A 24,011-nucleotide genomic window follows, 5' to 3' on the forward strand; every position below is an offset into this window, starting at 1 on the left:
GCTACCGTTGCTCAGCCACCCAGCGGCAGGATCAGCATGGCGTCGCCGTAGGAAAAAAACCGGTATCCCTGCGTCACCGCGTGGCGATACGCATCGAGCATGAACTCGCGCCCGGCCAGCGCCGACACCAGCATCAGCAAGGTCGACTGCGGCAGGTGGAAATTGGTGAGCAGGCCGTCGATGCTGCTGAAGTGATAACCCGGAAAGATGAAGATCTGCGTCTCTCCGGCAAACGGATGCAGCTCACCGTCCTTGCTCGCGCTTTCCAGCGCGCGCACCACCGTCGTGCCCACCGCGATGACGCGGCCGCCATGCGCCCGGGTGCGGCGGATCTGCCCGACCAGATGGGCGCCGACGTTGAGCCATTCGCGATGCATGTGGTGATCCTTGAGATCATCCGCCCGCACCGGCTGGAACGTGCCGGCACCCACATGCAGCGTGATGTAGCCGAACTCGACGCCACGTTCGCGCAGACGGGCCAGCGTGGTCTCGTCGAAATGCAGTCCGGCAGTGGGCGCGGCCACGGCACCGGGCTCACGCGCGAACACGGTCTGATAGCGCTCGCTGTCGCTGGCGTCGGGATGCCGCTCGATGTACGGCGGCAACGGCATCTCGCCGAGCTTCAGCAGCAGCTTTTCCAGCGGCTCCGGCGCCTCGAAATGCAGCCGGAAAAACCCTTCGTCCCGCCCAAGCACCACCGCATGACTGCCATCAGCCAGCTCGATCCGGCCGCCCTCCTTCGGCTTCTTGCTGACGCCCAGTTGCACGATGGCCTCGTGCGCGCCGGTGACCCGTTCGATCAGGATCTCCACCGCGCCGCCGGTGCTCTTGTGGCCGTACAACCGCGCCGGCAGCACGCGCGTGTCATTGAACACCAGCAGATCGCCGGGCTGCAGCAGGTCGGGCAACTCGCGAAACATGCGGTCTTGCCGCGATTGTGCCGGCGCGTCGAGCAGCAGCAGACGACTCGCCGAGCGCTCCGGCAGCGGAGCCTGCGCGATCAACTCGGGCGGCAGTTCAAAATCGAAATCGGACTTCTTCAAGAGAGACTCGGCCGGCATGCGGAAACGGGACATTATCCCGCAGCACGGCGCGCGGCGTTACAGCCAGCCTTTTTGCCGTGCCGTGCGGTAAGCCTCGATGCGATTGGCGACGCCGAGCTTGCCGATGGCTTCGGAAAGATAATTGCGCACGGTGCCGTGCGACAGATTCAATTGCGTGGCGATGTCGCCGGCCGATTGCCCTTCGCCGGCCAGGCGCAAGATCTGGCGCTCGCGGTCGTTCAGCGGATCGGCTTCGGACCATGCCTCCAGCGCCAGCTGGGGGTCGATCGCGCGACCGCCGCGGTGCACGGCACGCAACGCCTCGGCGAGATTCTCCGCGGGCGCATCCTTCAGCAGGTAGCCGGACACACCCGCATCCAGTGCCCGGCGCAGAAAGCCCGGCCGCGCGAATGTGGTGACTATGACCACTTTCATCGGCAGCTCCTGCCGCTGGATGCGCTGCGCCAGTTCCAGCCCGGTCAGCCCGGGCATTTCGATGTCGGTCACCAGGACGTCGGGCTTCAGGCGCTGCAGTTCCCGCCAGGCCATTTCACCATCAGCCGCCGAACCGAGCACCTGGATATCCGATTCCAGGTTCAGCAGCGCCGACAGGGCACCGCGCACCATCGCCTGATCTTCGGCCAGGAGAACTCGGATCATGCGATGGTTTCCTGGTGCACACAGTGGCGAGAGTATGGCGTCATGGCGGGTACGGACACGGTTGCGGGTGGATTCACGCGGCCGGTTGATCTGGAGTCGCATGCGCCTGGGTACCGGCGGGCGGCGGAGGATCCAGCGCCGAGCGGGATGTTTCGACGAGACGCATGATCGGCAGCGGAACCGCCACCCGCAGACGCGACCCCTGACCGCGCGGCGATTCCAGGCTCAGGGTACCGCCGAGGGCGCGCACCCGCTCGCGCATGCCGCACAGACCGTTTCCGTCGATCGCGATGCCACCGCGGCCGTTGTCGCTGATCTCCATGCACACGCTGGCCCGCTCGCGCGCCATCGCGATGCGAGCCTGGCTGGCCTCGGCATGTCGCGCAATGTTGGTGACCGCCTCGCGCAGTATCAGCGACAGGCCGCGCTCGACGTCGACCGGCAGGTCGGTGGGCAGGGCGCCGTAATCCAGATGCACCCGCGAGGATTCGAGCAGCAGCCGTGCCGAAGCCAGCTCGGCGGCGAGATCGGTGGCGCGGATGCCGGTAACTGCGCTGCGCACTTCCGCCAAAGCGTGACGCGCCACTTTTTCCGCCTCCTCGACTTCGCGTCGGGCGGCTTCGACGTCGCGGTCGAACAGCTTGCGCGAAAGCTCCAGCTTGAGCGTGATCAGCGACAAGGTATGCCCGAGCAGGTCGTGCAGATCGCGGCCGATCCGTTCGCGTTCCGCCGTGGCGGCGAGCCGGCGCACCTCGTCGTGGGAAAGGCTCAGCGCCGCATCCTTCTCGTGGTGAACCTGTTCGACCGTGACGATGGTGCAGATGACGAAGACCGTGACCGGCATGATCACCAGCAACGACTGCGGAAAGCCGATCCACCACGCCATCGATACATACATCGCGTTGAGCAGCAGCAGCTGGAGTACGCGATTGCGAAAGCGCCGCGCGTCGCAATGGCACAGCATCACGCCGGCATACACGAAATAGCTGAGGCCGCTGGGATACCAGCGCAGCAAGGCGAAACACAGTGCGGCCATGCCCCACGCATAAATGGGAGCGGTTCGCCGCGAAGCCAGTTGCACCTTGGCGAAAAGCAGCAGGAATACCGGGTATGAGCCCAGCGTGCACAGCAACCACGTCAGGGTGTAGCCATGCACGCCATGATCGAACAGCGGCGTGATGAAGATCCATAACGACCAGAGCAGATGCACACTGTCGGTCCACGGCGATTTGCCCCGGCGCAGGTCGTCGGCCGCCGCGGAATCCGGCGCCGGCGCGAACCATCGGGCAATGAAGGCTGGGATCATGGCAGGGCTTTCCGCGGGCGGCTCAGGCTGGAGGACATGCTACTTCACCCGTTGCGCCGCAGACGTCGTGCCGCCAACAGCAGAAAGCCGACGGCGACACCCAGCAGCACCAGCACATGCGGCAGCGGCGCATCCTGCTTCATGCCGACCGCAGCCAGCGCCAGCCTGTCCAGGTGATAGCTCGGCCAGATCGGCGCGATCTGCTGCAGGAACTTCGGCAGCATCGGCAACGGAAACCACAGGCCGGACATGAACGACATCGGCAGGTAGATCAGCTGCAGCATGCCAGGCGCGCCCTGCCCCTTGATCAGGGTTCCGACGAACATGCCAAGCGCGCAGAACGGCAACACGCCCAGCGCGCCGGTGAGCAGCAGCGCGGCAGCCTGGGACAGGCTCAGCCTCACATGCGCCAACGTCGACGCCATGGTCAGCAACAACAGGATGACCACGCCGGCTGCCGCCATTGCCATCATCATCTTGCCCAGCAGATAGGCGCCCGGCGGCATCGGCAGCGCGCGCTTGAACGTCAGCAGGCCGCCGTCGCGCTCCAGCGCCAGTGACACGCCGAAACCGAACAGACCCGGGCTCATCACGCCGAACACGCCGTAGCTGGCCAGCAGGTAGCGCGCGGCGTCGGCGCCATTGGATTTCGCCATCAGCACGCCGAACAGCAGGTAGAACATGGCCGGGAACAGCATGATCGGCAGCATGAAACCCGGTGCCCGCATGTAGCGCAGGCATTCGCTGCGCGCCTCTTCCAGATAGGCGCCGATGACGCGGCGGCGCGGCATGGCGAGCGAGGTCGGTTCGTTGAAGGACATGACGGTTTGCATTTCAGGCGGCCTCGCGCTGGGTGTCCGACGCCTCGTCGGCATCGCGGGTGAGTTCGGTGAATGCCTCGGCCAGGCCGGCGCGCTGCACTTCCAGTTCGCGCAGTTGCAGGTCGGCGACGAGCAGGCGGCGTACCACGGTCTCGGCATCGGCCGCGGTGATGTGCAACCGGTCGCTTTCGCGGCGCACCTCGCTGATTTCGGGCCAGCCGCGCAACGTGTCGATCGACAGCGCACTCAGGCAACGGATGCGCTTGAGCGCCACACGCGCCCGCAGCTCTTCGACCGTGCCTTCATGGATCATCCGGCCATGCGTCATCACGCAGACGCGGTCGGCCAGTGCCTCGGCCTCTTCCAGATAGTGCGTGGTCAGCAGTACCGAACAGCCCTCGGCGAGCAATTGGCGGATCGCCGCCCACAGCTTCTGCCGCGCCTCGATATCCATGCCGACGGTCGGCTCGTCCAGGAACAGCAGCTCGGGACGACCGCAGAGCGCCAGCGCGAACTGCACGCGCCGCTGCTGGCCACCGGAGAGTTTCGCGTAGGGGCGTTTGAGCAGATCGCCGATGCCGGCCAGTTCGGCGGTTTCCGCCAGGGTGCGCGGCATCGGGTAATAGCTGGCCGTCAGCCGCAGCAACTCGCCCACCCGCAGCGTCGGCGGGAGCTCGGCATTCTGCAGCATCAGACCGATGCGACGGCGTGCCTCGATCCGTTGCGGGTCCTGGCCGAACAGTTCGACCGCGCCGGCATCGGCCCGGATCAACCCCAGCAGCAGGCCGATGGCGGTCGTCTTGCCGGCGCCGTTGGGGCCCAGCAGGGCCAGCAGTTCGCCCCGCTGCAACTGCAGGTCCACACCGTCCAGTGCGGTGAGCGGGCCATAGCGTTTGATGGCGCCAACGAGGCGGGCGATCGGTTCATGGTCACGCGGCATGGCAGTCCTCCCTCTAGTGCCGTCCATCCTGCGCTGGGGGCGGCCCCGCCAGCAGTCGCCGGCGTCAGTCATCGTGGATGACAGCCGTCACCCGGGGCTCGGCCACGGGGTTACGGCCGCCGCCGCCGCAAGGTATCCTGTGAGGGATAGAACCGCCTGGCCGGCGCCGCCATGACGACGCGAAACGTCCGGGAACATCGACGAAGCGCCTGCCCGCCTGCGTCTCGCGCCACGCATTCACTAATGTCCGTCTCCGGCATGGCCTGCCGATCGGCGGAGCTACGGAGGATTCATCATGGGTCTGATCAACCAGCTGCGCGAACTGCGCGAATTCGGCGGCAAGCCGCGCACCACGGGTCTGGACGACGCCACGATCGAGCGCATGGCAGCGAACGATCCCCTGCTGGGCCAGGCGATCGCTGATGCCGTGGCGCGTCACCGCGACTTGCGCACTGACATGAGCGACTTCTTGAAGCTGGACGAGGCCGAGCAGCTCACCCAGGTGCAGGCCGGTTTCGTGAACTTCTATCCGGACGACGCGATCAGCCCGTACTTGCCCGCGGCCGCGCGTGGCCCGTGGATCGTCACGCTGAAGGGCGCGGTGGTGCACGACAACGGCGGCTACGGCATGCTCGGTTTCGGCCACAACGACCCGGCGATTCTCCAGGCGCTGAGCCAGCCGCAGGTGATGGCCAACGTGATGGCGCCCAGCGTGGCGCAGTTGCGCTTCACCACTGCGCTGAACAAGGAGCTGGGCCGCAACCGGGGCGGCAGCCCGTATGCCCGTTACATGTGCCTCAACTCCGGCTCCGAATCGGTCTCGCTGGCCTGCCGCATCGCCGATGTCAACGCCAAGTTGATGACCGACGCCGGTGGTCGCTACGCCGGCCGCACGATCAAGCGCCTGGCGGTAAAGGGCGCGTTCCACGGCCGTACCGACAAGCCGGCGCTGTATTCCGACTCCAGCCGCAAGACCTACCAGCAGCACCTGGCCAGTTACCGCCACGAAGAAACCCTGCTGACGGTCGCACCATACGACGTGGCGCAGCTGGAAGCGGCGTTTGCCGATGCCGACAGGCATGGCTGGTTCATCGAGGCGATGTTCCTGGAGCCGGTGATGGGCGAAGGCGACCCGGGGCGGGCCGTCACACCGGAGTTCTACAAGGCAGCACGCGCGCTGACGGAGGCCCATGGCACCCTGCTGCTGATCGACTCGATCCAGGCCGGCCTGCGGGCGCACGGCGTGCTGTCGTTCGTCGACTATCCGGGATTCGAGAAGCTGCCCGCCCCGGACATGGAGACCTTTTCCAAGGCGCTCAACGCCGGCCAGTATCCGCTGTCGGTACTGGCGGTGAGCGAGCGCACCGCCGCGCTGTACCGCAAGGGGATCTACGGCAACACCATGACCGCCAATCCGCGTGCGCTGGACGTGGCGCTGGCGACGCTGGGCGAGCTGACCGACGATGTGCGCGTCAACATCCGCGAGCGCGGCAAGGAGTTCGTCGCCAAGCTCAACGCACTGAAGAACGAACTGGGTGGCCTTATCACCAAGGTACAGGGCACCGGCCTGCTGTTCTCCTGCGAGCTGGCCCCGGAATACAAATGCTACGGGGCGGATTCGACCGAGGAATATATGCGCGAGCACGGCGTCGGCGTGATCCACGGCGGCACCAACTCGCTGCGCTTCACCCCGCACTTCAAGGTCACCAGCGCCGAGGTGGACCTGATCGTGGCGCACGTGCGCACGGCCCTGCTGGAAGGCCCGCGCAAAGCCAAGGCCGAGGCCGCCTGAGTCACATCAGGCACGACGGCTGCGGCGCGATGGAGCGCCACCGCAGCCGAATGCTTTCGCGCCTGTCAGGTTTTGCCCACTCCCGCGGTGATTGCCGATCGGCCTAGACTGACGCGGCCGGCAGGTGCCGGTTACCCAGGGAGGACTTCACGATGTCGATGTCTCTACGTCTGCTTGCCGTCAGCGCCGCCTTCGCCTTTGCCGGTGCCACTTTCGCCGCAACGCCACCGGCGGCCACCACCGCCACCGCCAAACCTCACACCGCGCAACAACAGCGCATGGTCGACTGCAACAAGCAGGCGTCCGGCAAGAAAGGCGCTGAGCGCAAGACGTTCATGAGCACCTGCCTGAAGGGCGCAAGCAAGGCCGCAGCCGCCACGCCGGCCGCCGCCACTGCCGGCGCGCCCGCGGCGAAACAGGCCCAGCAGGAAAAGATGAAAACCTGCAATGCCGACGCCAGGGCCAAGGCACTCAAGGGCGCCGAGCGCAAGGCCTTTATGAGCAGCTGCCTGAAGGGCGGCGCGCCAGCCACTCCGTAGCAGATACTCGCCAGCCATGTCGGCTGCTGCACACGCACGCGCGACCATGCGTGCGTGTGCAGGATCGCTTCGCTAAGCTCCCGACTGCCGCGCACCAGCCGTCCCTGAAGACAGTCGCCCATGAAGATCGTCGAAGTCCGCCACCCGCTGATCCAGCACAAGCTTGGCCTGATGCGCCGCGCCGGGATCAGCACCAAGGAGTTCCGCGAGCTGGCCTCGGAGGTCGCCGCGCTCCTCACCTACGAGGCCACCAAGGATCTGGAAACCGTCCAGGAGCAGATCCACGGCTGGGCCGGTCCGCTCAACGTGCACCGCATCAAGGGCAAGAAGATCACCATCGTGCCTATCCTGCGCGCAGGCCTGGGCATGCTGCCCGGCGTCCTCGACATGATTCCCTCGGCCAAGGTCAGCGTGGTCGGCGTGCAGCGCGACGAACATACCCTGCAACCGGTGGCCTACTATGAAAAGCTCAGCGGCCGCATGGATGAGCGCATCGCCTTGATCGTCGACCCGATGCTGGCGACCGCCGGCACCTTGATCGCCGCGGTGGACATGCTGAAGGCCGCCGGCTGCAAACGCATCAAGGGCTTGTTCCTGGTTGCCGCACCGGAAGGCCTGAAGCGCGTCGAGGCCGCCCATCCGGATATCGAGATCTACACCGCCTCGATCGACGAACGGCTCAACGAACACGGCTACATCCTGCCCGGCCTCGGCGACGCCGGCGACAAGATCTTCGGCACCAAACAGTTGCCGACCGGCAGCTGATCCGCGCCGCGTGGAAGTCCGCCCTTAGCGGCCGAAGCGATCGGTCGCCTCGACCAGCTCGTGCATGATGCCGGGCTCGAACGCGGAATGCCCGGCATCCTGCACGATGCGCAGATCGGCTTCGGGCCACGCGCGGTGCAGATCCCAGGCGCTGCGCAGCGGGCAGACCACGTCGTAGCGGCCCTGCACGATCACCACGGGAATGCCGCGGATACGATCGATGTTGCGCAGCAAGTGGTCATCGTGGTCGAAGAAGCCGCCGTTGACGAAGTAGTGACACTCGATGCGCGCAAACGCCAACGCGAACTCGTCCTCGGCACTGGATTGGATATGCGATGCATCCTGCCACAGGAAACTGGTGGCGCCTTCCCATACCGACCAGGCGCGCGCGGCGGCGGTGCGCGTCGTCGCATCGGGGCTGGTCAGGCGCCGATGGTAGGCGCTGATCAGGTCGCCGCGCTCGACCTCGGGAATTGCCTTGAGATAGGTCTCCCACGCATCCGGATACAGCGCATCGCAACCTTTCTGGTAAAACCATTCCAGTTCCCAGCGGCGCAGCATGAAGATGCCGCGCAACACCAGTTCGGTCACCTTGTCCGGATGGGTTTGCGCGTAGGCCAACGCCAGCGTGGAACCCCATGAACCGCCGAATGCCTGCCAGCGCTCGATATGCAAGTGGTTGCGCAACCGCTCGATATCGGCGACCAGGTCCCAGGTGGTGTTGTCGATCAATTCCGCATGCGGCGTCGACTTGCCGCACCCGCGCTGATCGAACAGCACGATGCGATAGACGGCCGGATCGAAGAACCGTCGGCACTTCGCGTTGGTGCCGCCGCCCGGACCACCGTGCAGGAAGACCACCGGCTTGCCGTTCGGGTTGCCACTCTGCTCGTAGTACAGCGTATGCAGTGGCGATACCGGCAGGAAACCGGTGTCGAACGGCTCGATCTCCGGATACGGCGAACGCAAGGGGGGCGACGGCATGATGGTTCCTCGGAAGCAACGCTCAAGCCGGCAAGGCTAGCATGCGCGCGGCGTGCCAGCCGCTGCAAACAACTTGCCTGGGTTGAGGATGCCGTTCGGATCGAACACCCCGCGCACTCCCTGCATCAACGCGATCTCGGCCGGGCTGCGGGTGCTCTCCAGGTAGGCCCGTTTCACCAGTCCGATGCCGTGCTCGGCCGAGATGCTGCCGCCATGGCGCTGCAGCGTCTCCGCCAGCAAGCGGGTGACGTGATCGCACTGCGCGATGAACGCCTCCTCGGCCATTCCCTCCGGGCGCAGCACATTGATATGCAGGTTGCCATCGCCGATGTGGCCGAACCAGACCACCTCGATCTGCGGATATTCGTGCGCCAGCAGCGCCTGCATGTCATGCAGGAACGCCGGCACCGCGCTGATCCGCACCGATACGTCGTTCTTGTACGGCCGCCGCGGCGCCAGGCTCTCGGTGATGCCTTCGCGCAGCCGCCACAATGCGGCGGCCTGTGCCCCGCTCTGCGCAATCACGCCATCGCTGACCCAGCCCTGCTCCAACGCGTGCTCGAACGCGGCAAGCGCCGCCTCCTGGTCCCCCGCGTCGGCCGCATCGAACTCGGTCACCACGTAGTACGGGTGATCGCCATCGATGGCGCGTTGTGCACCATGCGCCAGCACGTGCCGCAGCGCGTGGTCGGTGAAGAACTCGAACGCCTGCAACGTCAGCTGTGCGCGGAACAGCGCGAATACCCGCATCAGCGCCTCCATGTCCGGCAACGCCAGCAGCATCACCTGCGAGGAGGGTGGCGGATCGGTCAGCTTCAGTGTCGCTTCCACCACAATGCCCAGGGTGCCTTCCGAGCCGATCAGCAACTGGCGGAAATCGTAGCCGCTGGAGTTCTTGATCAGGCCGCGATTGAGATCGAGCAGCTCGCCGTTGCCCGCGACGACCTTCAGCCCGCCGACCCATTCGCGGGTATTGCCGTAGCGGATCACCCGGATGCCGCCGGCGTTGGTGGCGATAGTGCCACCGATGGAACATGAGCCCCGCGCGGCGAAGTCGACGGGATAGATCAGGCCGTGGCTGCGCGCGGCCTCGTGCACGGCGTGCAGCGTCACACCTGGTTGCACGGTGAGCGTGCGATCGACGGGGTTGAACTCCAGCACCCGGTTCATCCGCTCCAGACTCAACACCAGTTCGCCACAAGCCGCCACTGCACCGCCGGACAGGCCGGTGCGACCGCCGGATGGCACGATGGCCACATGCCGGGCGTTCGCCCAGCGCACGATCGCCTGCACCTCGTCCGCGCATGTGGGCAAGGCAATCGCCAACGGTGCCGGGGTCCAGCGGCGAGTCCAGTCGCGGCCGTAATGTTCCAGGTCGCCGGGCTCGGCCAGCAACCGAAGTCCGGGCAACAGGCGACTCAATTCGGCGAGGCGTGGATCAGTCATGCGCGGCTCCAGGGGATGACTGCAGCCTGCCAGCCGCGCCCCACCACGTCCAGTGCTGCAGTGCCGCAAACCGTCTCCAGCTCTGGCATAGTAGGCGCTCTTCCTCGAGGGCCAACGCATGCAGACCTCCTATCCCCGCCAAGACATCAAGGTTTTGTTGCTGGAGGGCGTCAGCGCGAGCGCGGTGGAGAGTTTTCATCGCGCCGGCTACAGCCAGGTCGAACTGCATGCGAAATCGCTGCCGGAAGACGAGCTCAAGCGGCGCATCGGCGATGCGCACATCGTGGGTATCCGTTCGCGCACGCAGCTCACGGACGACGTGCTGGGCCATGCGAAACGGCTGATCGCGCTGGGTTGCTTCTGCATCGGCACCAACCAGGTGGATCTCGCCGCGGCGCGCAGGCTGGGCGTGCCGGTATTCAACGCGCCTTACTCCAACACGCGCAGCGTGGCGGAACTGGTGATCGCCGAAGCGATCATGCTGCTGCGTGGGATCCCGCAGAAGAATGCTCTGTGCCATCGCGGCGGCTGGACCAAGTCGGCCAGCGGCAGCTATGAAACGCGCGACAAGGTGCTCGGTATCGTCGGCTATGGCCACATCGGCACCCAGGTCGGCGTGCTTGCCGAGAGCCTGGGCATGCGGGTGATTTTCCACGATATCGAAACCAAGCTGGCGCTGGGCAATGCGCGCGCGGTTTCCAGCCTGGACGAGTTGCTTGAGCGTGCCGACGTGGTCACGCTGCACGTGCCGGAAACGCCCGCCACGCAGCTGATGATCCGCCGCGAACAACTGGCGAGGATGCGCACGGGTGCGATGCTGATCAATGCCTCGCGCGGCAGCGTGGTGGACATCGATGCACTCGCCGCCGCGCTGCGCGAGGGTGCTCTGGCCGGGGCTGCGGTCGACGTGTTCCCGCTGGAACCGAAAGGAAACGATGACATCTTCGTGTCGCCGCTGATCGGCATGGACAACGTGATCCTGACACCGCACATCGGCGGCAGCACGCTGGAGGCACAGGACAACATCGGCATCGAGGTCGCCAGCAAGCTGATCCGATACAGCGACAACGGTTCCACCCTGTCGGCGGTGAACTTCCCCGAAGTCACTTTGCCCGAGCACCCGCACAGCCGCCGCCTGCTGCACATCCACCGCAACGTGCCGGGCATGCTGTCGCGCGTCAACGAGCTGTTCTCCGCCGGCAACATCAACATCGACGCGCAGTTCCTTCAGACCGACAGTGAAGTGGGCTATGTCGTGATCGACGTCAGCGCCGACGCGCAACAGGCCAATGTGCTGAAAGATCAGCTGGCGGCGATTCCCGGCACCCTGCGCAGCCGCGTCCTGTACTGAGGGCCGGGTGCAACCGCAGGAGCGCGCTTGCGGTTGGACGCCCCTCTGCCCGAAGGGCATCGCCCGCCAGCGGCCCCTGCAAAAAAGAACGACGTGAAACGACAACGGCACCCGAGGGTGCCGTCATGATTGCATTGCCGAACTGGTCGGGGCGGCCGGATTTGAACCGACGACCCTCTGCCCCCCAGGCAGATGCGCTACCAGGCTGCGCTACGCCCCGATGGTTCGGCAAGACGACTAGTCTAACAGCTCATCGACCCATGCCGGAAGCCATCGACAGCGGTTTATTCTCAACGACGCAGCAGGGTCAGCACTTCTTCCAGCTCCATCCGTACCTGCCGCACGATCTGGTGCGAAATGCTCGCCTCCATCCGCGCCTGCGGGCCTTCCAGTCGTGCGCGCGCACCGGTGATGGTGAAGCCCTCGTCGTAAAGCAGCGAGCGGATCTGGCGAATCATCAGCACGTCGTGACGCTGGTAGTAGCGCCGGTTGCCGCGACGCTTGACCGGATTGAGCGCAGGAAATTCCTGCTCCCAGTAACGCAGCACGTGAGGTTTCACGCCGCACAACTCGCCGACCTCACCAATGGTGAAGTAGCGCTTGGCCGGGATGGCAGGCAGCTCGGTGTTATTCCCTTGATCCAGCATAGCCCTCGACTCTTACCTTGAGTTTCTGTCCCGGTCGGAACGTCACCACGCGTCGGGCGGAGATCGGAATCTCCTCGCCGGTTTTCGGGTTGCGCCCAGGTCGCTGGTTCTTCAGCCGAAGGTCGAAATTGCCGAACCCGGACAACTTCACCTGCTCCCCGTTTTCCAGTGCTTCGCGAACCACCTCGAAGTAGGCGTCCACAAATTCCTTGGCCTCACGCTTGTTGAGGCCAACATCGAGGAAAAGCCGCTCGGCCATCTCCGCCTTGGTCAGCGCCATCTCATCCTCGCAACCTTGCCTTGCATGTTTGCTCCAACGCAGCCACCGCTTCGCGTACGCAACGATCCGCGTCGTCATCGGTAAGCGTGCGTGAAGCGTCCTGTAAAATCAAGCCCATAGCGAGGCTTTTTCGGCCCGCTTCGACTCCCTTGCCGCTGTAGCGATCGAATAGACGCAGTTCTTTCAGGCGTTCGCCCAGCGTGTGGCGAACAAGCTGTTCGATTTGTGACCAGTTGACGGTTTCCGGCAGATCCACCGCGATATCGCGTCGTACCGCCGGGAAGCGCGGCACGGCCTGCGCGCGAGGCAGGCGACGCGCCAGCAACGGCTCCAGGGCCAGCTCCAGCACATGTACGTCGGCGCCCAGATCGAGCGCCTTGGCGAGTTGCGGATGCAGTGCGCCTAGATAACCGACGGTCTCGCCATCACGCGCCACCCGGGCGCCGCGACCGGGATGCAGCCAGCCCGGCAGCTGGTCGGCGTGCACCGACCAGCGCTGTGGCTCGCCGCCCCAGGCGATCAAGGCATCCAGGTCACCCTTGAGGTCATGGAAATCGAGCAGCCGCGACGGCTCCCCCCACTGCTCGGCACGCGCACCGCCGCAAGCGGCCATGGCCAGACTCGGGGTTTCCACGGGGGGGTCGCCGGCGCCGAACACCCGCGCCACCTCGAACAGACGCACCCGCGCCTGCTGGCGGGCATGGTTGTGACGCAGCGTTTCGATCAATCCCGGCAGCAGCGACGGACGCATCACCGCCAGGTCGGCCGACAGCGGGTTGGCCAGCGGCACCAATCGTTCGGTAAACCCCCAGCTCGCCAGCAGGTCGGCTGAAACGAAGGACAGGTTCACCGCCTCGTAATAGGCCCGCGCGGCCAACTGCTCGCGCAGAGCCAGCTCGCCGATGCGAGCCTCCGGCTCGACAGCCAAAGTCAGTGCGCCGGCTGGTGTCAGCGTGGGAATGTTGTCGTAACCGAAGATGCGCGCGACTTCCTCGATCAGGTCTTCCTCACGCTCGATGTCGAAGCGGCTGCTCGGCGCGATGATCTGCCAACCCTCCGCCGTCGTTTCCACCTGCATGCCCAGTGCCGCGAAGATGCGCGTCACTTCGGCATCCGCCACGGCCACGCCAAGCACGCGCGCCAGACGAGCGCGACGCAGACGCACGGCGACGGGCAATGACAAGTCCACCAGGTTCTCCGCCATCGACACCGGCCCGGCCTTGCCACCGGCGATCGCCAGCAGCAGCTCGGTGGCGCGCTCCAGCGCGCGGCGGGGCAGCGCGGGGTCCACACCACGCTCGAAGCGATGCGACGCTTCTGTGTGCAAGCCCAGCTTGCGTGCTCGGCCCATGATCGCCGCCGGCGCGAAGTGCGCGGATTCGAGAAAAATGTCTCGGGTAGTGTCGGTGACGCGCGAGTCGAATCCGCCCATCACGCCGGCCACCGCCAATGCCTTGTGCTCGTCGGCGATCAGCACGAAGCCTTCATCCAGCTTCGCTTCGTTGCCATCCAGCAGTGTCAGCGTCTCGCCCGCGCCTGCATGGCGTACCACGATATCGCCCTGCAGGATGTCGTTGTCGAACGCATGCAGTGGCTGGCCCAGCTCCAGCATCACGTAATTGGTGATATCGACCACCGGGCTGATCGGGCGCAGACCGGAACGACGCAGCCGCTCCTTCAGCCATAGCGGCGTGCGCGCGGCTGGATCGATGCCCTCGACGATGCGCCCCAGATAACGCGGAGCATCCTTGCCGGCCTGCAGCCGGATACCCCGGCGCGACGCGCTGGCAACCGGCGCGGGAGATTGCTCGGGCAGCTTCGCCGCGCTGCCGAACAAGGCTGCAACGTCGTAGGCGAGACCGTGCAGGCTCAGGCAATCCGAACGGTTTGGAGTGATGCTGAGCTCGAAACTGGCGTCCGGCAGCCCGAGGTAGTCAGCGAGCGACCGGCCCACGGGCGCGTCCGCCGGCAACTCCATCAGGCCGGACGCATCGGCATCAATGCCCAGCTCGCAGGCCGAGCACAGCATGCCGGACGATTCGACCCCACGCAGCTTGGCCGCCTTGATCGCCATGCCGCCCGGCAGGTTGGCGCCGACCGTGGCCAGCGGAACCTTGATGCCGACCCGCGCGTTGGGCGCGCCACAGACGATCTGCAGCACGCCCTGCCCGGCATCCACCTTGCATATCTGCAGGCGATCGGCTTCGGGATGTTTCTCGGCGGCGACGATCTGCGCCACCACGACGCCGTGCAGGCCCTCGCCCAGCGGCGTGACGTCTTCCACTTCCAGGCCAGCCATGGTCAACGCTCGGGCGAGGGCATCACGGTCCGCCGTGATCTCGACCAGTTCGCGCAGCCAGTTCTCGGAAAATTTCATCGGTCTCGTTCCTGCCTGCGGGGTTTATTCGACGACATCAGGCGAACTGCTTGAGAAAGCGCAGGTCGTTCTCGAAGAACGCGCGCAGATCCTTCACGCCATAGCGCAACATCGCCAGACGCTCGACACCCATGCCGAAAGCGAAGCCGGTATAACGCTCCGGATCGATGCCCACGTTCCTGAGCACGTTCGGATGCACCATGCCGCAGCCAAGCACCTCCAGCCAGCGACTCGAACCGTCTTCCTGCTCCCAGCGAATGATCACGTCGGCACCAGGTTCCACGAAAGGGAAGTAGGTGGGCTTGAACATCATCTCGAAGTCACGCTCGAAGAACGCGCGCAAAAACTCGGCCAGGGTACCCTTCAGATCGGCCATGCTGGATGTCTCATCGACCAGCAGGCCCTCGATCTGGTGGAACATCGGCGAATGGGTCTGGTCCGAGTCGCTGCGGTATACCTTGCCCGGCGCGATGATGCGGATCGGAGGCTGGCGGCCGGCCATCGCACGGATCTGCACTGGCGAGGTATGCGTGCGCAGCAGGCGGCCGTCACCAAAATAGAAGGTGTCGTGCATGGCGCGCGCCGGATGGTGCGGCGGGAAGTTCAGCGCCTCGAAGTTGTGCCAGTCGTCCTCGATCTCCGGACCGTCGGCACGCTGGTAACCGAGCCGCGCGAAGATCGAGGCGATGCGCTCCAGCGCACGGGTGATCGGATGGATGCCACCACGTTCGCCGTCGCGACCGGGCAGACTGATATCGAGCTTCTCGGAGGCCAACCGGCGATCCAGCTCGGCCTGCTCCAGCACTTGCTTGCGGACGGCGAGCGCGTCGGCCAGACGTTCCTTCACCCTGTTCACCGCAGCGCCGCGCGCCTTGCGCTCGTCCGGCGCCAGCGCGCCAAGCGCCTTCAGTGCGGCCGTGACAACGCCACTCTTGCCCAGCAGGCCGACGCGCATTGCGTCGAGCGCCTCGAGCGTGTCGGCCCCGTCGATATCGGCCAGCGCCTGAGCGGCGCGACTGTCCAGATCGTCCATCGATGCGATTCCCGCTAGCGAACCCGTTCGCTGAAAACAGGCTCTTGTGATCCACAGAAACGAAAACGGAGAGGAGGCTGTGGCCTCCTCTCCGCTTGCTTTACATCATATCGTGCTGACGCAGCAGCGTCCGACGATCAAGCGGCCAGACTGGCCTTCGCTTTCTCGGCGATCACTTCAAACGCCTTGATGTCGTGCACGGCGATATCAGCGAGGACCTTGCGGTCGACAGTGATGCCGGCCTTGCTCAGGCCGTTGATCAGGCGGCTGTAGGACAGCCCGAACATGCGCGCAGCGGCGTTGATGCGGACGATCCACAACGCGCGGAACTGGCGCTTGCGCTGCTTGCGGCCGATATAGGCGTACTGACCGGCCTTGATGACGGCCTGGTTGGCGACGCGGAAGACCTTGCGGCGGGCGTTGTAATAGCCCTTGGCACGACCGATAACTTTCTTGTGGCGACGACGGGCGGTAACGCCACGCTTTACACGAGCCATGGTTTATCTCCTCGTCTTACAAGTACGGCAACATGCGAGCTACACCCTTGGTGTCGCACGCCTTCAGATGATTCGGTGCACGCAGACCGCGCTTACGCTTGGTCGACTTCTTGGTCAGGATGTGTGACTTGAAGGCGTGGCCGCACTTGATTTTGCCCGACGCGGTCTTGCGAAAACGCTTCGCTGCCGCCCGGTTGGTCTTGATCTTGGGCATGGAAATGCTCCTTTGTCCGGTTTCTGACTGATCTGGCGGTGGCCCAAAGGCCACGCTTTCCGTCCTGCCACGATCGGTGCACGACCCTTCCTGCGGGTCGAACCCGTAATCATACGGGTTCATAAAGCCCAGCGCCAGCACCAGGTGCCGACGCTCCCTCTCTCCCGGCAGCCCCGCGAGAGTCCCCTCGGAAAGGGTGAATGAGGTGGGATTCACGGGCGATGCACGGAGGGCCAGCATCGGCGCCTTTTGGCCCGCGCCATAAAGCACCGCCCGCGGTGGGGGCTCCGCCCATGCAAAACGACGGCCCGAAGGCCGTCGTCCGCGCTTACTTCTTCTTGGGGCCGATCATCATGACCATCTGACGTCCTTCGAGCCGCGGAAAGGACTCGACCTGGCCGTTCTCGCCGACGTCTTCCTGGATCCTCTTGGCCAGATTCTGGCCCAGATCCTGATGCGACATCTCGCGGCCGCGGAAGCGGATGGTGACCTTGACCTTGTCGCCCTCTTCCAGGAAGCGGAGCATGTTGCGCAGCTTGATCTGGTAGTCGCCCACGTCGGTGACCGGACGGAACTTCACTTCCTTGATCTCGACCTGCTTCTGCTTCTTCTTGGCGGCCTGGACTTTCTTCTGGGCCTCGAACTTGAACTTGCCGTAATCCATGATGCGGCATACCGGCGGATCGCCGTTCGGCTGGATCTCGACCAGATCCATGCCGGCTTCCTGTGCCAGTGCCAACGCCTCGTCGCGGGTCAGGATGCCGAGCTGTTCCGCCTCGGCACCAATGACACGCACCCGCGGCACACGGATTTCCAGGTTACGGCGGTTGCCCTTGTTGTCGGTGGTTGCGATACCACGATCCTCCAGAAGAAGTGATGAAACAGACCGCTCGGCAATCAACGCCGGGTTTCGGTCTCCAATCGCTCGATGAAGTCGGCCAGCGGCATGCTGCCCAGATCCTCGCCGGAACGGGTACGCACAGAAACGGTTCCCGTTTCCTTCTCGCGGTCACCGACCACGAGCAGGTAAGGCACTTTCTGCATCGTATGCTCGCGGATTTTATAGCCGACTTTCTCGTTGCGCAAATCGGATTGTACCCGGAAACCTTTGTCGACAAGGGTTTGCGCCACCTGGCTCACGTAATCCGCCTGCGCGTCGGTGATATTGAACACCACCGCCTGGACCGGGGCGAGCCAAGGCGGCAGCAGGCCGGCATGGTGCTCGATCAGGATGCCGATGAAGCGCTCCATCGAGCCGACGATGGCCCGGTGCAGCATCACCGGATGCCGCTTCTGCGAGTGCTCGTCCACGTACTCGGCGTCGAGGCGCTCGGGCATCATGAAGTCGACCTGCATGGTGCCGACCTGCCAGGCGCGACCGATCGAGTCCTTCAGGTGGTACTCGATCTTGGGGGCGTAGAACGCGCCCTCGCCGGGAAGCTCCTCCCACTCCACGCCGGCGGCACGCAGCGCACGGCGCAGCATTTCCTCGGTGCGATCCCAGAATTCGTCGGAACCGATGCGCTTGTCCGGCCGCAGCGCCAGCTTGATCGCCAGGTCGGTGAAGCCGAAGTCGGCATACACCTTCATCGCCTGCAGGTGGAACGCGGTGACTTCCTCCTCGACCTGCTCCGGCGTGCAGAAGATGTGGCCGTCGTCCTGGGTGAACGCACGCACGCGCATGATGCCGTGCAGCGCGCCGGACGGCTCGTTGCGATGGCAACCACCGAACTCGCCATAGCGGATCGGCAACTCGCGGTAGCTGTGCAGGCCGGTGTTGAACACCTGCACGTGGCCCGGACAGTTCATCGGCTTCAGCGCGAAGGTGTGCTTCTCCGACTCGGTGAAGAACATGTTCTCGGCATAGTTGTCCCAGTGCCCGGACTTCTTCCACAGCGACACGTCCAGCACCATCGGGCAGCGCACTTCCTGGTAGCCGCTCTTCTTGTAGACGCCGCGCATGTACTGCTCGACCTGCTGCCAGATCGCCCAGCCGTTCGGATGCCAGAACACCATGCCGGGGCTTTCTTCCTGCTGGTGGAACAGGTCGAGCTGTTTGCCGATCTTGCGATGGTCGCGCTTTTCGGCCTCTTCAAGCTGGTACAGGTAGGCCTTGAGGTCCTTGTCGTTGAGCCACGCGGTGCCGTAGATGCGCGACAGCATGGCGTTGTTGGAATCGCCACGCCAATACGCGCCGGCCACCTTCATCAGCTTGAACGAACGCAGCTTGCCGGTGTTCGGCACGTGCGGGCCGCGGCACAGGTCGGTGAACTCCCCCTGCGAATATAGCGACAGCGGCTCGTCCGACGGAATCGACGCGATGATCTCGGCCTTGTAGCTCTCGCCCATGCCGCGGAAAAACGCCACCGCCTCGTCGCGCGATTTCACGCTGCGCGTCACCGGCAACTGTTCGGCCACGATCTTGTGCATCTCCGCCTCGATCTTCGGCAGATCGTCGGGCGTGAGCGGGCGTTCGTAGGCGAAGTCGTAATAGAAGCCGTTCTCGATCACCGGGCCGATCGTGACCTGCGCGCCAGGGAACAGCCGCTGCACCGCCTGGCCCATCAGGTGCGCGGTGGAATGGCGCAGGATCTCCAGTGCCTCGGGGCTCTTCTCGGTGACGATCTGCAGGCTGGCGTCGTGCTCGATAGAAAAGCTGGCGTCGACCAGCTTGCCGTCGACCTTGCCGGCCAGCGTCGCCTTGGCCAGACCGGCGCCGATGGAGGCGGCGACCTCCTGCACGGTAACCGGGTGATCGAACGGCCGCTTGCTGCCGTCGGGTAGCGTGATCTCAATCATGGGAAGCATTCTCTGAAAAGCAAAAAAGGGCATACGCCCTTCTTTCGTTAAAACATACAAGGCGCAGGGGGCATCAGCAGGAGCAGCGGGTAGTCGCCATGTCGCACCTCTCGGCCAGCGCTGGCGCGGGCCACCTTGGTCTTGTGGAACGGCAGAGACGCTAGTTTAGCCCAAATCCACTGTCAATCCTCGCCTTCACGGGCTCGCCTACAGCGCCCCGCTATAGAATGGGCGGGTCTTCCGAGGGTTTTCCATGCGCATTTTGGTTACCGGCACCGCCGGCTTCATCGGCGCCGCCCTGGCGCAACGCCTGCTGGCGCGTGGCGACGTGATTCATGGCTTCGACAACCACAACGATTATTATGATCCGACACTGAAGGAAGCCCGCCTGGCGCGCTTCGCCGACCACCCGAACTACACCCATCAACGCGCCGACCTGGCTGACGCCGATGCCGTGGACCAGGCGTTCGCCACGTTCAAGCCGCAGCGCGTGGTGAACCTGGCGGCCCAGGCCGGCGTGCGCTATTCGATCCGGAACCCGCGCGCCTACGTGCGGAGCAACCTGGCTGGTTTCGTGAACGTGCTGGAGGGATGCCGGGACCACAAGGTCGAACACCTCGTCTACGCCTCGTCCAGCTCGGTCTACGGCGCCAACCGCAAGCTGCCATTCGCCGTCGAGGATGCGGTCGATCATCCGGTCAGCCTGTACGCAGCCAGCAAGAAGGCCAATGAACTGATGGCTCACACGTATAGCCATCTATACGGCCTGCCGACCACCGGCCTGCGCTTCTTCACCGTGTATGGGCCGTGGGGCCGGCCGGATATGTCGCCGATCCTGTTCGCCGATCGCATCAGCCGCGGCGAACCGATCGACGTATTCAACTTCGGCCATCACAGCCGCGACTTCACCTATATCGACGACATCGTCGAGGGCGTGATCCGCACGCTCGATCACCCGGCCGAACCCGATCCGGCATACAACGCCGAGCTGCCGAATCCCGGCACGTCGAATGCGCCGTACCGCGTCTACAACCTGGGCAACGACCAGCCGGTGCAGTTGCTGCGCTTCATCGAACTGCTGGAACAGAACCTCGGTCGCACCGTGGAAAAGCGCCTGCTGCCGATGCAGCCTGGCGATGTGCCCGACACCTGGGCCGACGTGTCGGCGCTACGCCGCGAAGTGGGCTACGCGCCGGGCACCTCGATCGAGGATGGCGTGGCCCGCTTCGCCGAGTGGTATCGCAGCTACTACCATGCAGGCTGACCGGCGCACGGCCGTGGATGCAACCTCCCGCGCCGCGGTCTCAGAACGGCTTGGCGATCACCAGGTAGATCACGCCGAGCAGCAGCAGCACCGGCAGCTCGTTGAGCCAGCGCAGCGCTCGTGACGACGGCAAGGCGGCGCTCTTTTCGCAGCGCCGGAGCAATCGTCCGCACCAGATGAAGTACGCCAGCAACACGGCGACCGCGGTGAGTTTGGCGTCGATCCAGTGCATGCCCCCCGTCACGTTTGGCAATGCCTGCGGAAACACCCGCCAGCCCTGCCACAAGGCTAGCCCGAACACGAACGCGATGCCGAACATGTTGTGGCCGAACTTGTACAGCCGCCGTCCCATCAGCTGCAGCCGCGCCTGCACGGCAGGCTCATTGGCGGTCTCGGCCATGTTCACCAGGATCCGCGGCAGGTAGAACACCGTTGCCATCCAGGCGATGACGAACAGCAGATGCAGCGACTTGATCAGCAGATAGGTCATGGGCGATACACGTGGCCGCTGCAATCCGCAGCGACGGCGATGATAGCGCGAGCCCGATCGCGCCAGGAACGCGCTCAATCCCGAGCCGGTCCGATCCGCTCGATCAGCGCCTGCAGGAGTCGTTCCTGCAGACCCGAATCGAGCGGGGCATTGTGGCGGTCGGTCAGCTGGAAGAAGTCCTCCACGCGTTCCCCGAACGTGGCAATGCGCGCATCGTGCACACGTACTCCGACCTGCAGCATGACCTGCGCCACCGCAGCCAGCAGGCCGGGGCGGTCGGCACCGACCAGGGCAAGCTGGGTGCGGTCGCCGGCGGCATGGAAACTGATCTTCGGGGTCGTCTGGAAATGCTTCTGATGGCGTGACATGCCGCGCATGCTGGGCTGCACACCGCTCGATTGGGTCAACGCCCGCTGCAGCCGTTGCTGAAGCTCTTCGGCGCGCGCCGTGCTGACCGGCTGCTGGCTGTCGGCATCCAGCAGCAGAAAGGTGTCCAGCGCCATGCCGGTCGGCGAGCTGAGGATGCGCGACTCCACCACCGAGAAGCGCAGGCGGTCCAGCACGGCGGTGACGGTAGCGAACAATCCGTCGCGATCGGGCGTATAGACGAACAGCTCGGTGCTGCCGCGTACCGACAGCGGATGCACCGCGACCAGCGGCAGCGCACCTTTCGCGCGCAGGATCGAAGTGGTCTGCCAGGCGATCTGTTCAGGCCGGTGCCGCAGGAAACTGAGCTGCGGAAAGTCTGCCCATACACGCATCACGTCGGCTTCGGCATGCCCTTCGTTCATCAGCAGCGCCAGCGCGTAGTCGGAGCATTCGCGCACGCGCACGCCGACGTCGCGCGGCAGCTCCACATCGCTGCGCAGCGCATAACGGGTCGACACGCACAAGTCGGACAACAGCCTGTCCTTCCAGCCATTCCACAGGCGCGGACTGGTACCGATGATATCGGCGATGGTCAGCAGGTACAGCTGTCCGAGCCGTTCGCGTTCGCCGACCCGTTCCGCAAACTGGTGCACCACGTCGGGGTCGGTGATGTCCTGCCGCTGGGCGGTGGTACTCATCAGCAGATGCCAGCGCACCAGCCAGGCGATCCGCTCGACATCGCCGGGCGGCAAGCCCAGTCGCGTGCAGAAGGCGCGCGCGTCGGCCTCACCCAGCACCGAGTGATCGCCGCCGCGGCCCTTGGCGATGTCATGGAACAGCGCCGCAAGGAGCAGCACTTCCGGCTTGGGCAGGCCAGCCCAGATTTCGCGGCCCAGCGCAAATTCGTGCTGGGCGGCCGGGTCGGCAAAACGCGCCACGTTGCGCAATACGCGCAAGGTGTGTTCGTCGACCGTGTAGACATGGAACAGGTCGTACTGCATGCGCCCGAACACCTTGCCGAACGCCGGCAGGATCGCCGCCAGCAGACCGTGCCGGTTCATCCGCCACAGGGCCTCCACCGCTGGCGCACCGCGGCGAAGAAGTCGCAGAAAGGCCGCCAGCACTTCGTCATCGTCGGCCAGCGCGTCGCCGTGCGCCGCCGTGGCCTGGTGGATGCGCCGCATCGTGTCGGCGCTGAAACCCACCACGCCGGGCTGGTCCAGCCGAGTGATGAAAATTTCCACCAGCGCGGCAGGACGCCGCATGAACAATTGCGGATCACGCGCAGCCAGCCGCGAGCCATAGCGCAGAAAATCTGCACCGACCGGCACAGCCTCGCCCGGCGGTTCCAGCATCTCCACGAAGCGCTCGGCCACCTGCACACCCAGCCGCTCGACCTGGCTGGCCGCGCGGTAGTAGCCCTGCATGAACTGCTCGACGCCGAGGTTTTTCTCATGCTCATCCTCGAAGCCCAGCCGGGTTGCCAGCGCCCGCTGGTAATCGAACAACAACCGCTCCTCCGGCCTGCCGGCTTCCAGATGCAGCGCGTAGCGATAGCGGCGCAAGGTCGCTTCGGACAGCTCCAGCGTGGCCAGCTCGGCCGGATCCAGCAGCCCCTCGGCCACCATTCCGGCCAGGTCGTCCACGTGCGCCAGCCGCCGCGCCATCCAGCGCAGCGAATCGAGCGTGCGCAGGCCGCCCGGGCCGTCCTTGAGGTTCGGCTCCAGGTTGTAGGCGGTATCGTCGTAGCGGGCGTGACGCGCATCGCGTTCGGCCAGCCGTGCGGCCAGGTATCTCGGCGGCGGCCACAGTGCGGGATCATCGACGATGGCGCGCAAACGCTCGTCGAGCGCCGGATCCCCGGCCAGCCGCCGCGCGTCCAGCAAACTGGTGAACACACTGGCATCCTGCGCGGCCAGCGCGCGGCATTGCACCGGATCGCGCACCGCATGGCCGACCTTGAGGCCGGTATCCCACAGCGTGGCGAAGAACTGCTCCAGCGCGCGCAACCGTGCCGGGTCGGGCAGGCTCACCAGCGCCAGCAGATCGACATCCGAGTACGGAAACAGCAGGCCTCGACCGAAGCCGCCGACCGCGAACAGTGCCGTCCCGCCGACCTCGCCCAGGCAGGCCATCCACACATGGGCCACCACCCGCTCCACCGACTCGCCCCGCCGCCGCGCAAGCGCACTGGCATCGGCGCCGTTGCGAAACGCGGTGGCAAGCGCCCGGTCGACATCGCCCAGCAGCTGCCGCAAGGCGCGGCGTGCTTCCGCCGACACGCCCGAACGCGGCACCGCCACCGGCAGGCGCGGCAACGGCGGCAGGGCGATGGGAGAGTTGGACGGCATGACTTGGCGATTCTCCGAGCGCGTGGAAATCCGCTGGCGGGCG

Annotated in this window: 22 protein-coding genes and 1 tRNA gene; 5 read left to right on the forward strand and 18 right to left on the reverse strand. The window is 65.3% G+C overall.

The features are described 5' to 3' along the window. Positions 1 to 11 precede the first annotated feature (11 nt). From queA to ACFPME_RS04045, 5 genes are all read right to left on the reverse strand, one after another. Positions 12 to 1,076: a tRNA preQ1(34) S-adenosylmethionine ribosyltransferase-isomerase QueA gene (gene queA / locus ACFPME_RS04025; protein WP_377302268.1), complete on the reverse strand. Its 1,065-nt coding sequence runs from the start codon at positions 1,074 to 1,076 to the stop codon at positions 12 to 14. A gap of 24 nt (positions 1,077 to 1,100) precedes the next feature. Further along, entirely contained in the window at positions 1,101 to 1,703 is a 603-nt protein-coding gene (locus tag ACFPME_RS04030; protein ID WP_377302270.1) for a response regulator transcription factor, read from the reverse strand. Between the two features lie 73 nt (positions 1,704 to 1,776). Beyond that, positions 1,777 to 3,009 (reverse strand): sensor histidine kinase, encoded by a 1,233-nt coding sequence (locus ACFPME_RS04035; RefSeq protein ID WP_377302272.1) that lies wholly within the window; start codon positions 3,007 to 3,009, stop codon positions 1,777 to 1,779. Between the two features lie 44 nt (positions 3,010 to 3,053). Then, entirely contained in the window at positions 3,054 to 3,830 is a 777-nt protein-coding gene (locus tag ACFPME_RS04040; protein ID WP_377302274.1) for an ABC transporter permease, read from the reverse strand. Between the two features lie 13 nt (positions 3,831 to 3,843). Beyond that, complete coding sequence (locus ACFPME_RS04045; protein WP_377302277.1) at positions 3,844 to 4,770, reverse strand: ABC transporter ATP-binding protein; 927 nt, start codon at positions 4,768 to 4,770, stop codon at positions 3,844 to 3,846. Between the two features lie 295 nt (positions 4,771 to 5,065). Between ACFPME_RS04045 and ACFPME_RS04050 the strand changes: the two genes are divergently transcribed. From ACFPME_RS04050 to upp, 3 genes are all read left to right on the forward strand, one after another. Then, positions 5,066 to 6,562, forward strand: coding sequence for an aminotransferase class III-fold pyridoxal phosphate-dependent enzyme (locus ACFPME_RS04050; RefSeq protein ID WP_377302279.1), 1,497 nt, complete (start codon positions 5,066 to 5,068; stop codon positions 6,560 to 6,562). Between the two features lie 152 nt (positions 6,563 to 6,714). Next, complete coding sequence (locus ACFPME_RS04055; protein WP_377302281.1) at positions 6,715 to 7,101, forward strand: PsiF family protein; 387 nt, start codon at positions 6,715 to 6,717, stop codon at positions 7,099 to 7,101. A gap of 120 nt (positions 7,102 to 7,221) precedes the next feature. Then, positions 7,222 to 7,866 carry a uracil phosphoribosyltransferase gene (gene upp / locus ACFPME_RS04060; RefSeq protein ID WP_377302283.1) on the forward strand — a complete coding sequence of 215 codons (645 nt, stop codon included), beginning with the start codon at positions 7,222 to 7,224 and terminating at the stop codon, positions 7,864 to 7,866. Between the two features lie 24 nt (positions 7,867 to 7,890). On the opposite strand, the gene pip is transcribed toward upp, so the two are convergent. Together pip and ACFPME_RS04070 are read right to left on the reverse strand one after the other, a co-directional pair. Further along, positions 7,891 to 8,850: a prolyl aminopeptidase gene (gene pip / locus ACFPME_RS04065; RefSeq protein WP_377302285.1), complete on the reverse strand. Its 960-nt coding sequence runs from the start codon at positions 8,848 to 8,850 to the stop codon at positions 7,891 to 7,893. A gap of 36 nt (positions 8,851 to 8,886) precedes the next feature. Next, on the reverse strand, positions 8,887 to 10,296 hold the full coding sequence (locus tag ACFPME_RS04070; protein ID WP_377302286.1) for an FAD-binding oxidoreductase: 1,410 nt from the start codon (positions 10,294 to 10,296) through the stop codon (positions 8,887 to 8,889). A gap of 118 nt (positions 10,297 to 10,414) precedes the next feature. On the opposite strand from ACFPME_RS04070, the gene serA reads away from it, so the two are divergent. Next, positions 10,415 to 11,647 carry a phosphoglycerate dehydrogenase gene (gene serA, locus ACFPME_RS04075; protein ID WP_377302288.1) on the forward strand — a complete coding sequence of 411 codons (1,233 nt, stop codon included), beginning with the start codon at positions 10,415 to 10,417 and terminating at the stop codon, positions 11,645 to 11,647. A 143-nt stretch (positions 11,648 to 11,790) separates the two neighbouring features. On the opposite strand, the gene ACFPME_RS04080 is transcribed toward serA, so the two are convergent. From ACFPME_RS04080 to thrS, 9 genes are all read right to left on the reverse strand, one after another. Continuing rightward, positions 11,791 to 11,867, reverse strand: a tRNA-Pro gene (locus tag ACFPME_RS04080). Positions 11,868 to 11,937: 70 nt separating this feature from the next. Continuing rightward, the gene (locus ACFPME_RS04085; RefSeq protein WP_056386704.1) at positions 11,938 to 12,294 is read right to left on the reverse strand and encodes a MerR family transcriptional regulator; all 357 of its coding nucleotides are present in this window, start codon (positions 12,292 to 12,294) and stop codon (positions 11,938 to 11,940) included. Next, a complete protein-coding gene (ihfA, locus tag ACFPME_RS04090; protein WP_077442396.1) occupies positions 12,275 to 12,574 on the reverse strand; it encodes an integration host factor subunit alpha in 300 nt (99 codons plus the stop codon). The genes ACFPME_RS04085 and ihfA overlap by 20 nt, the downstream gene beginning before the upstream one ends. A 1-nt stretch (position 12,575) precedes the next feature. Then, entirely contained in the window at positions 12,576 to 14,951 is a 2,376-nt protein-coding gene (gene pheT, locus ACFPME_RS04095) for a phenylalanine--tRNA ligase subunit beta (RefSeq protein WP_377302292.1), read from the reverse strand. A 37-nt stretch (positions 14,952 to 14,988) separates the two neighbouring features. Then, on the reverse strand, positions 14,989 to 15,984 hold the full coding sequence (gene pheS / locus ACFPME_RS04100) for a phenylalanine--tRNA ligase subunit alpha (protein WP_377302294.1): 996 nt from the start codon (positions 15,982 to 15,984) through the stop codon (positions 14,989 to 14,991). A gap of 137 nt (positions 15,985 to 16,121) precedes the next feature. Further along, entirely contained in the window at positions 16,122 to 16,481 is a 360-nt protein-coding gene (gene rplT / locus ACFPME_RS04105; protein WP_072757645.1) for a 50S ribosomal protein L20, read from the reverse strand. 16 nt (positions 16,482 to 16,497) lie between these two features. Further along, complete coding sequence (gene rpmI, locus ACFPME_RS04110; RefSeq protein WP_077445148.1) at positions 16,498 to 16,695, reverse strand: 50S ribosomal protein L35; 198 nt, start codon at positions 16,693 to 16,695, stop codon at positions 16,498 to 16,500. Positions 16,696 to 17,023: 328 nt separating this feature from the next. Beyond that, complete coding sequence (gene infC, locus ACFPME_RS04115; protein WP_377302849.1) at positions 17,024 to 17,548, reverse strand: translation initiation factor IF-3; 525 nt, start codon at positions 17,546 to 17,548, stop codon at positions 17,024 to 17,026. 44 nt (positions 17,549 to 17,592) lie between these two features. Beyond that, on the reverse strand, positions 17,593 to 19,494 hold the full coding sequence (gene thrS, locus ACFPME_RS04120; RefSeq protein ID WP_377302297.1) for a threonine--tRNA ligase: 1,902 nt from the start codon (positions 19,492 to 19,494) through the stop codon (positions 17,593 to 17,595). 253 nt (positions 19,495 to 19,747) lie between these two features. Here thrS and ACFPME_RS04125 point away from each other — a divergent pair, with 253 nt between their 5' ends. Then, a complete protein-coding gene (locus tag ACFPME_RS04125; RefSeq protein ID WP_377302299.1) occupies positions 19,748 to 20,758 on the forward strand; it encodes an NAD-dependent epimerase in 1,011 nt (336 codons plus the stop codon). Between the two features lie 40 nt (positions 20,759 to 20,798). Here the strand turns inward: ACFPME_RS04125 and ACFPME_RS04130 are convergent, their stop codons facing one another. Next, positions 20,799 to 21,248, reverse strand: coding sequence for a CopD family protein (locus ACFPME_RS04130; protein WP_377302301.1), 450 nt, complete (start codon positions 21,246 to 21,248; stop codon positions 20,799 to 20,801). A 74-nt stretch (positions 21,249 to 21,322) separates the two neighbouring features. Then, positions 21,323 to 23,968, reverse strand: coding sequence for a [protein-PII] uridylyltransferase (gene glnD / locus ACFPME_RS04135; protein WP_377302303.1), 2,646 nt, complete (start codon positions 23,966 to 23,968; stop codon positions 21,323 to 21,325). Between the last annotated feature and the right edge of the window lie 43 nt (positions 23,969 to 24,011).

The organism is Rhodanobacter umsongensis, assembly GCF_042654965.1.
Lineage (GTDB): Bacteria > Pseudomonadota > Gammaproteobacteria > Xanthomonadales > Rhodanobacteraceae > Rhodanobacter > Rhodanobacter umsongensis.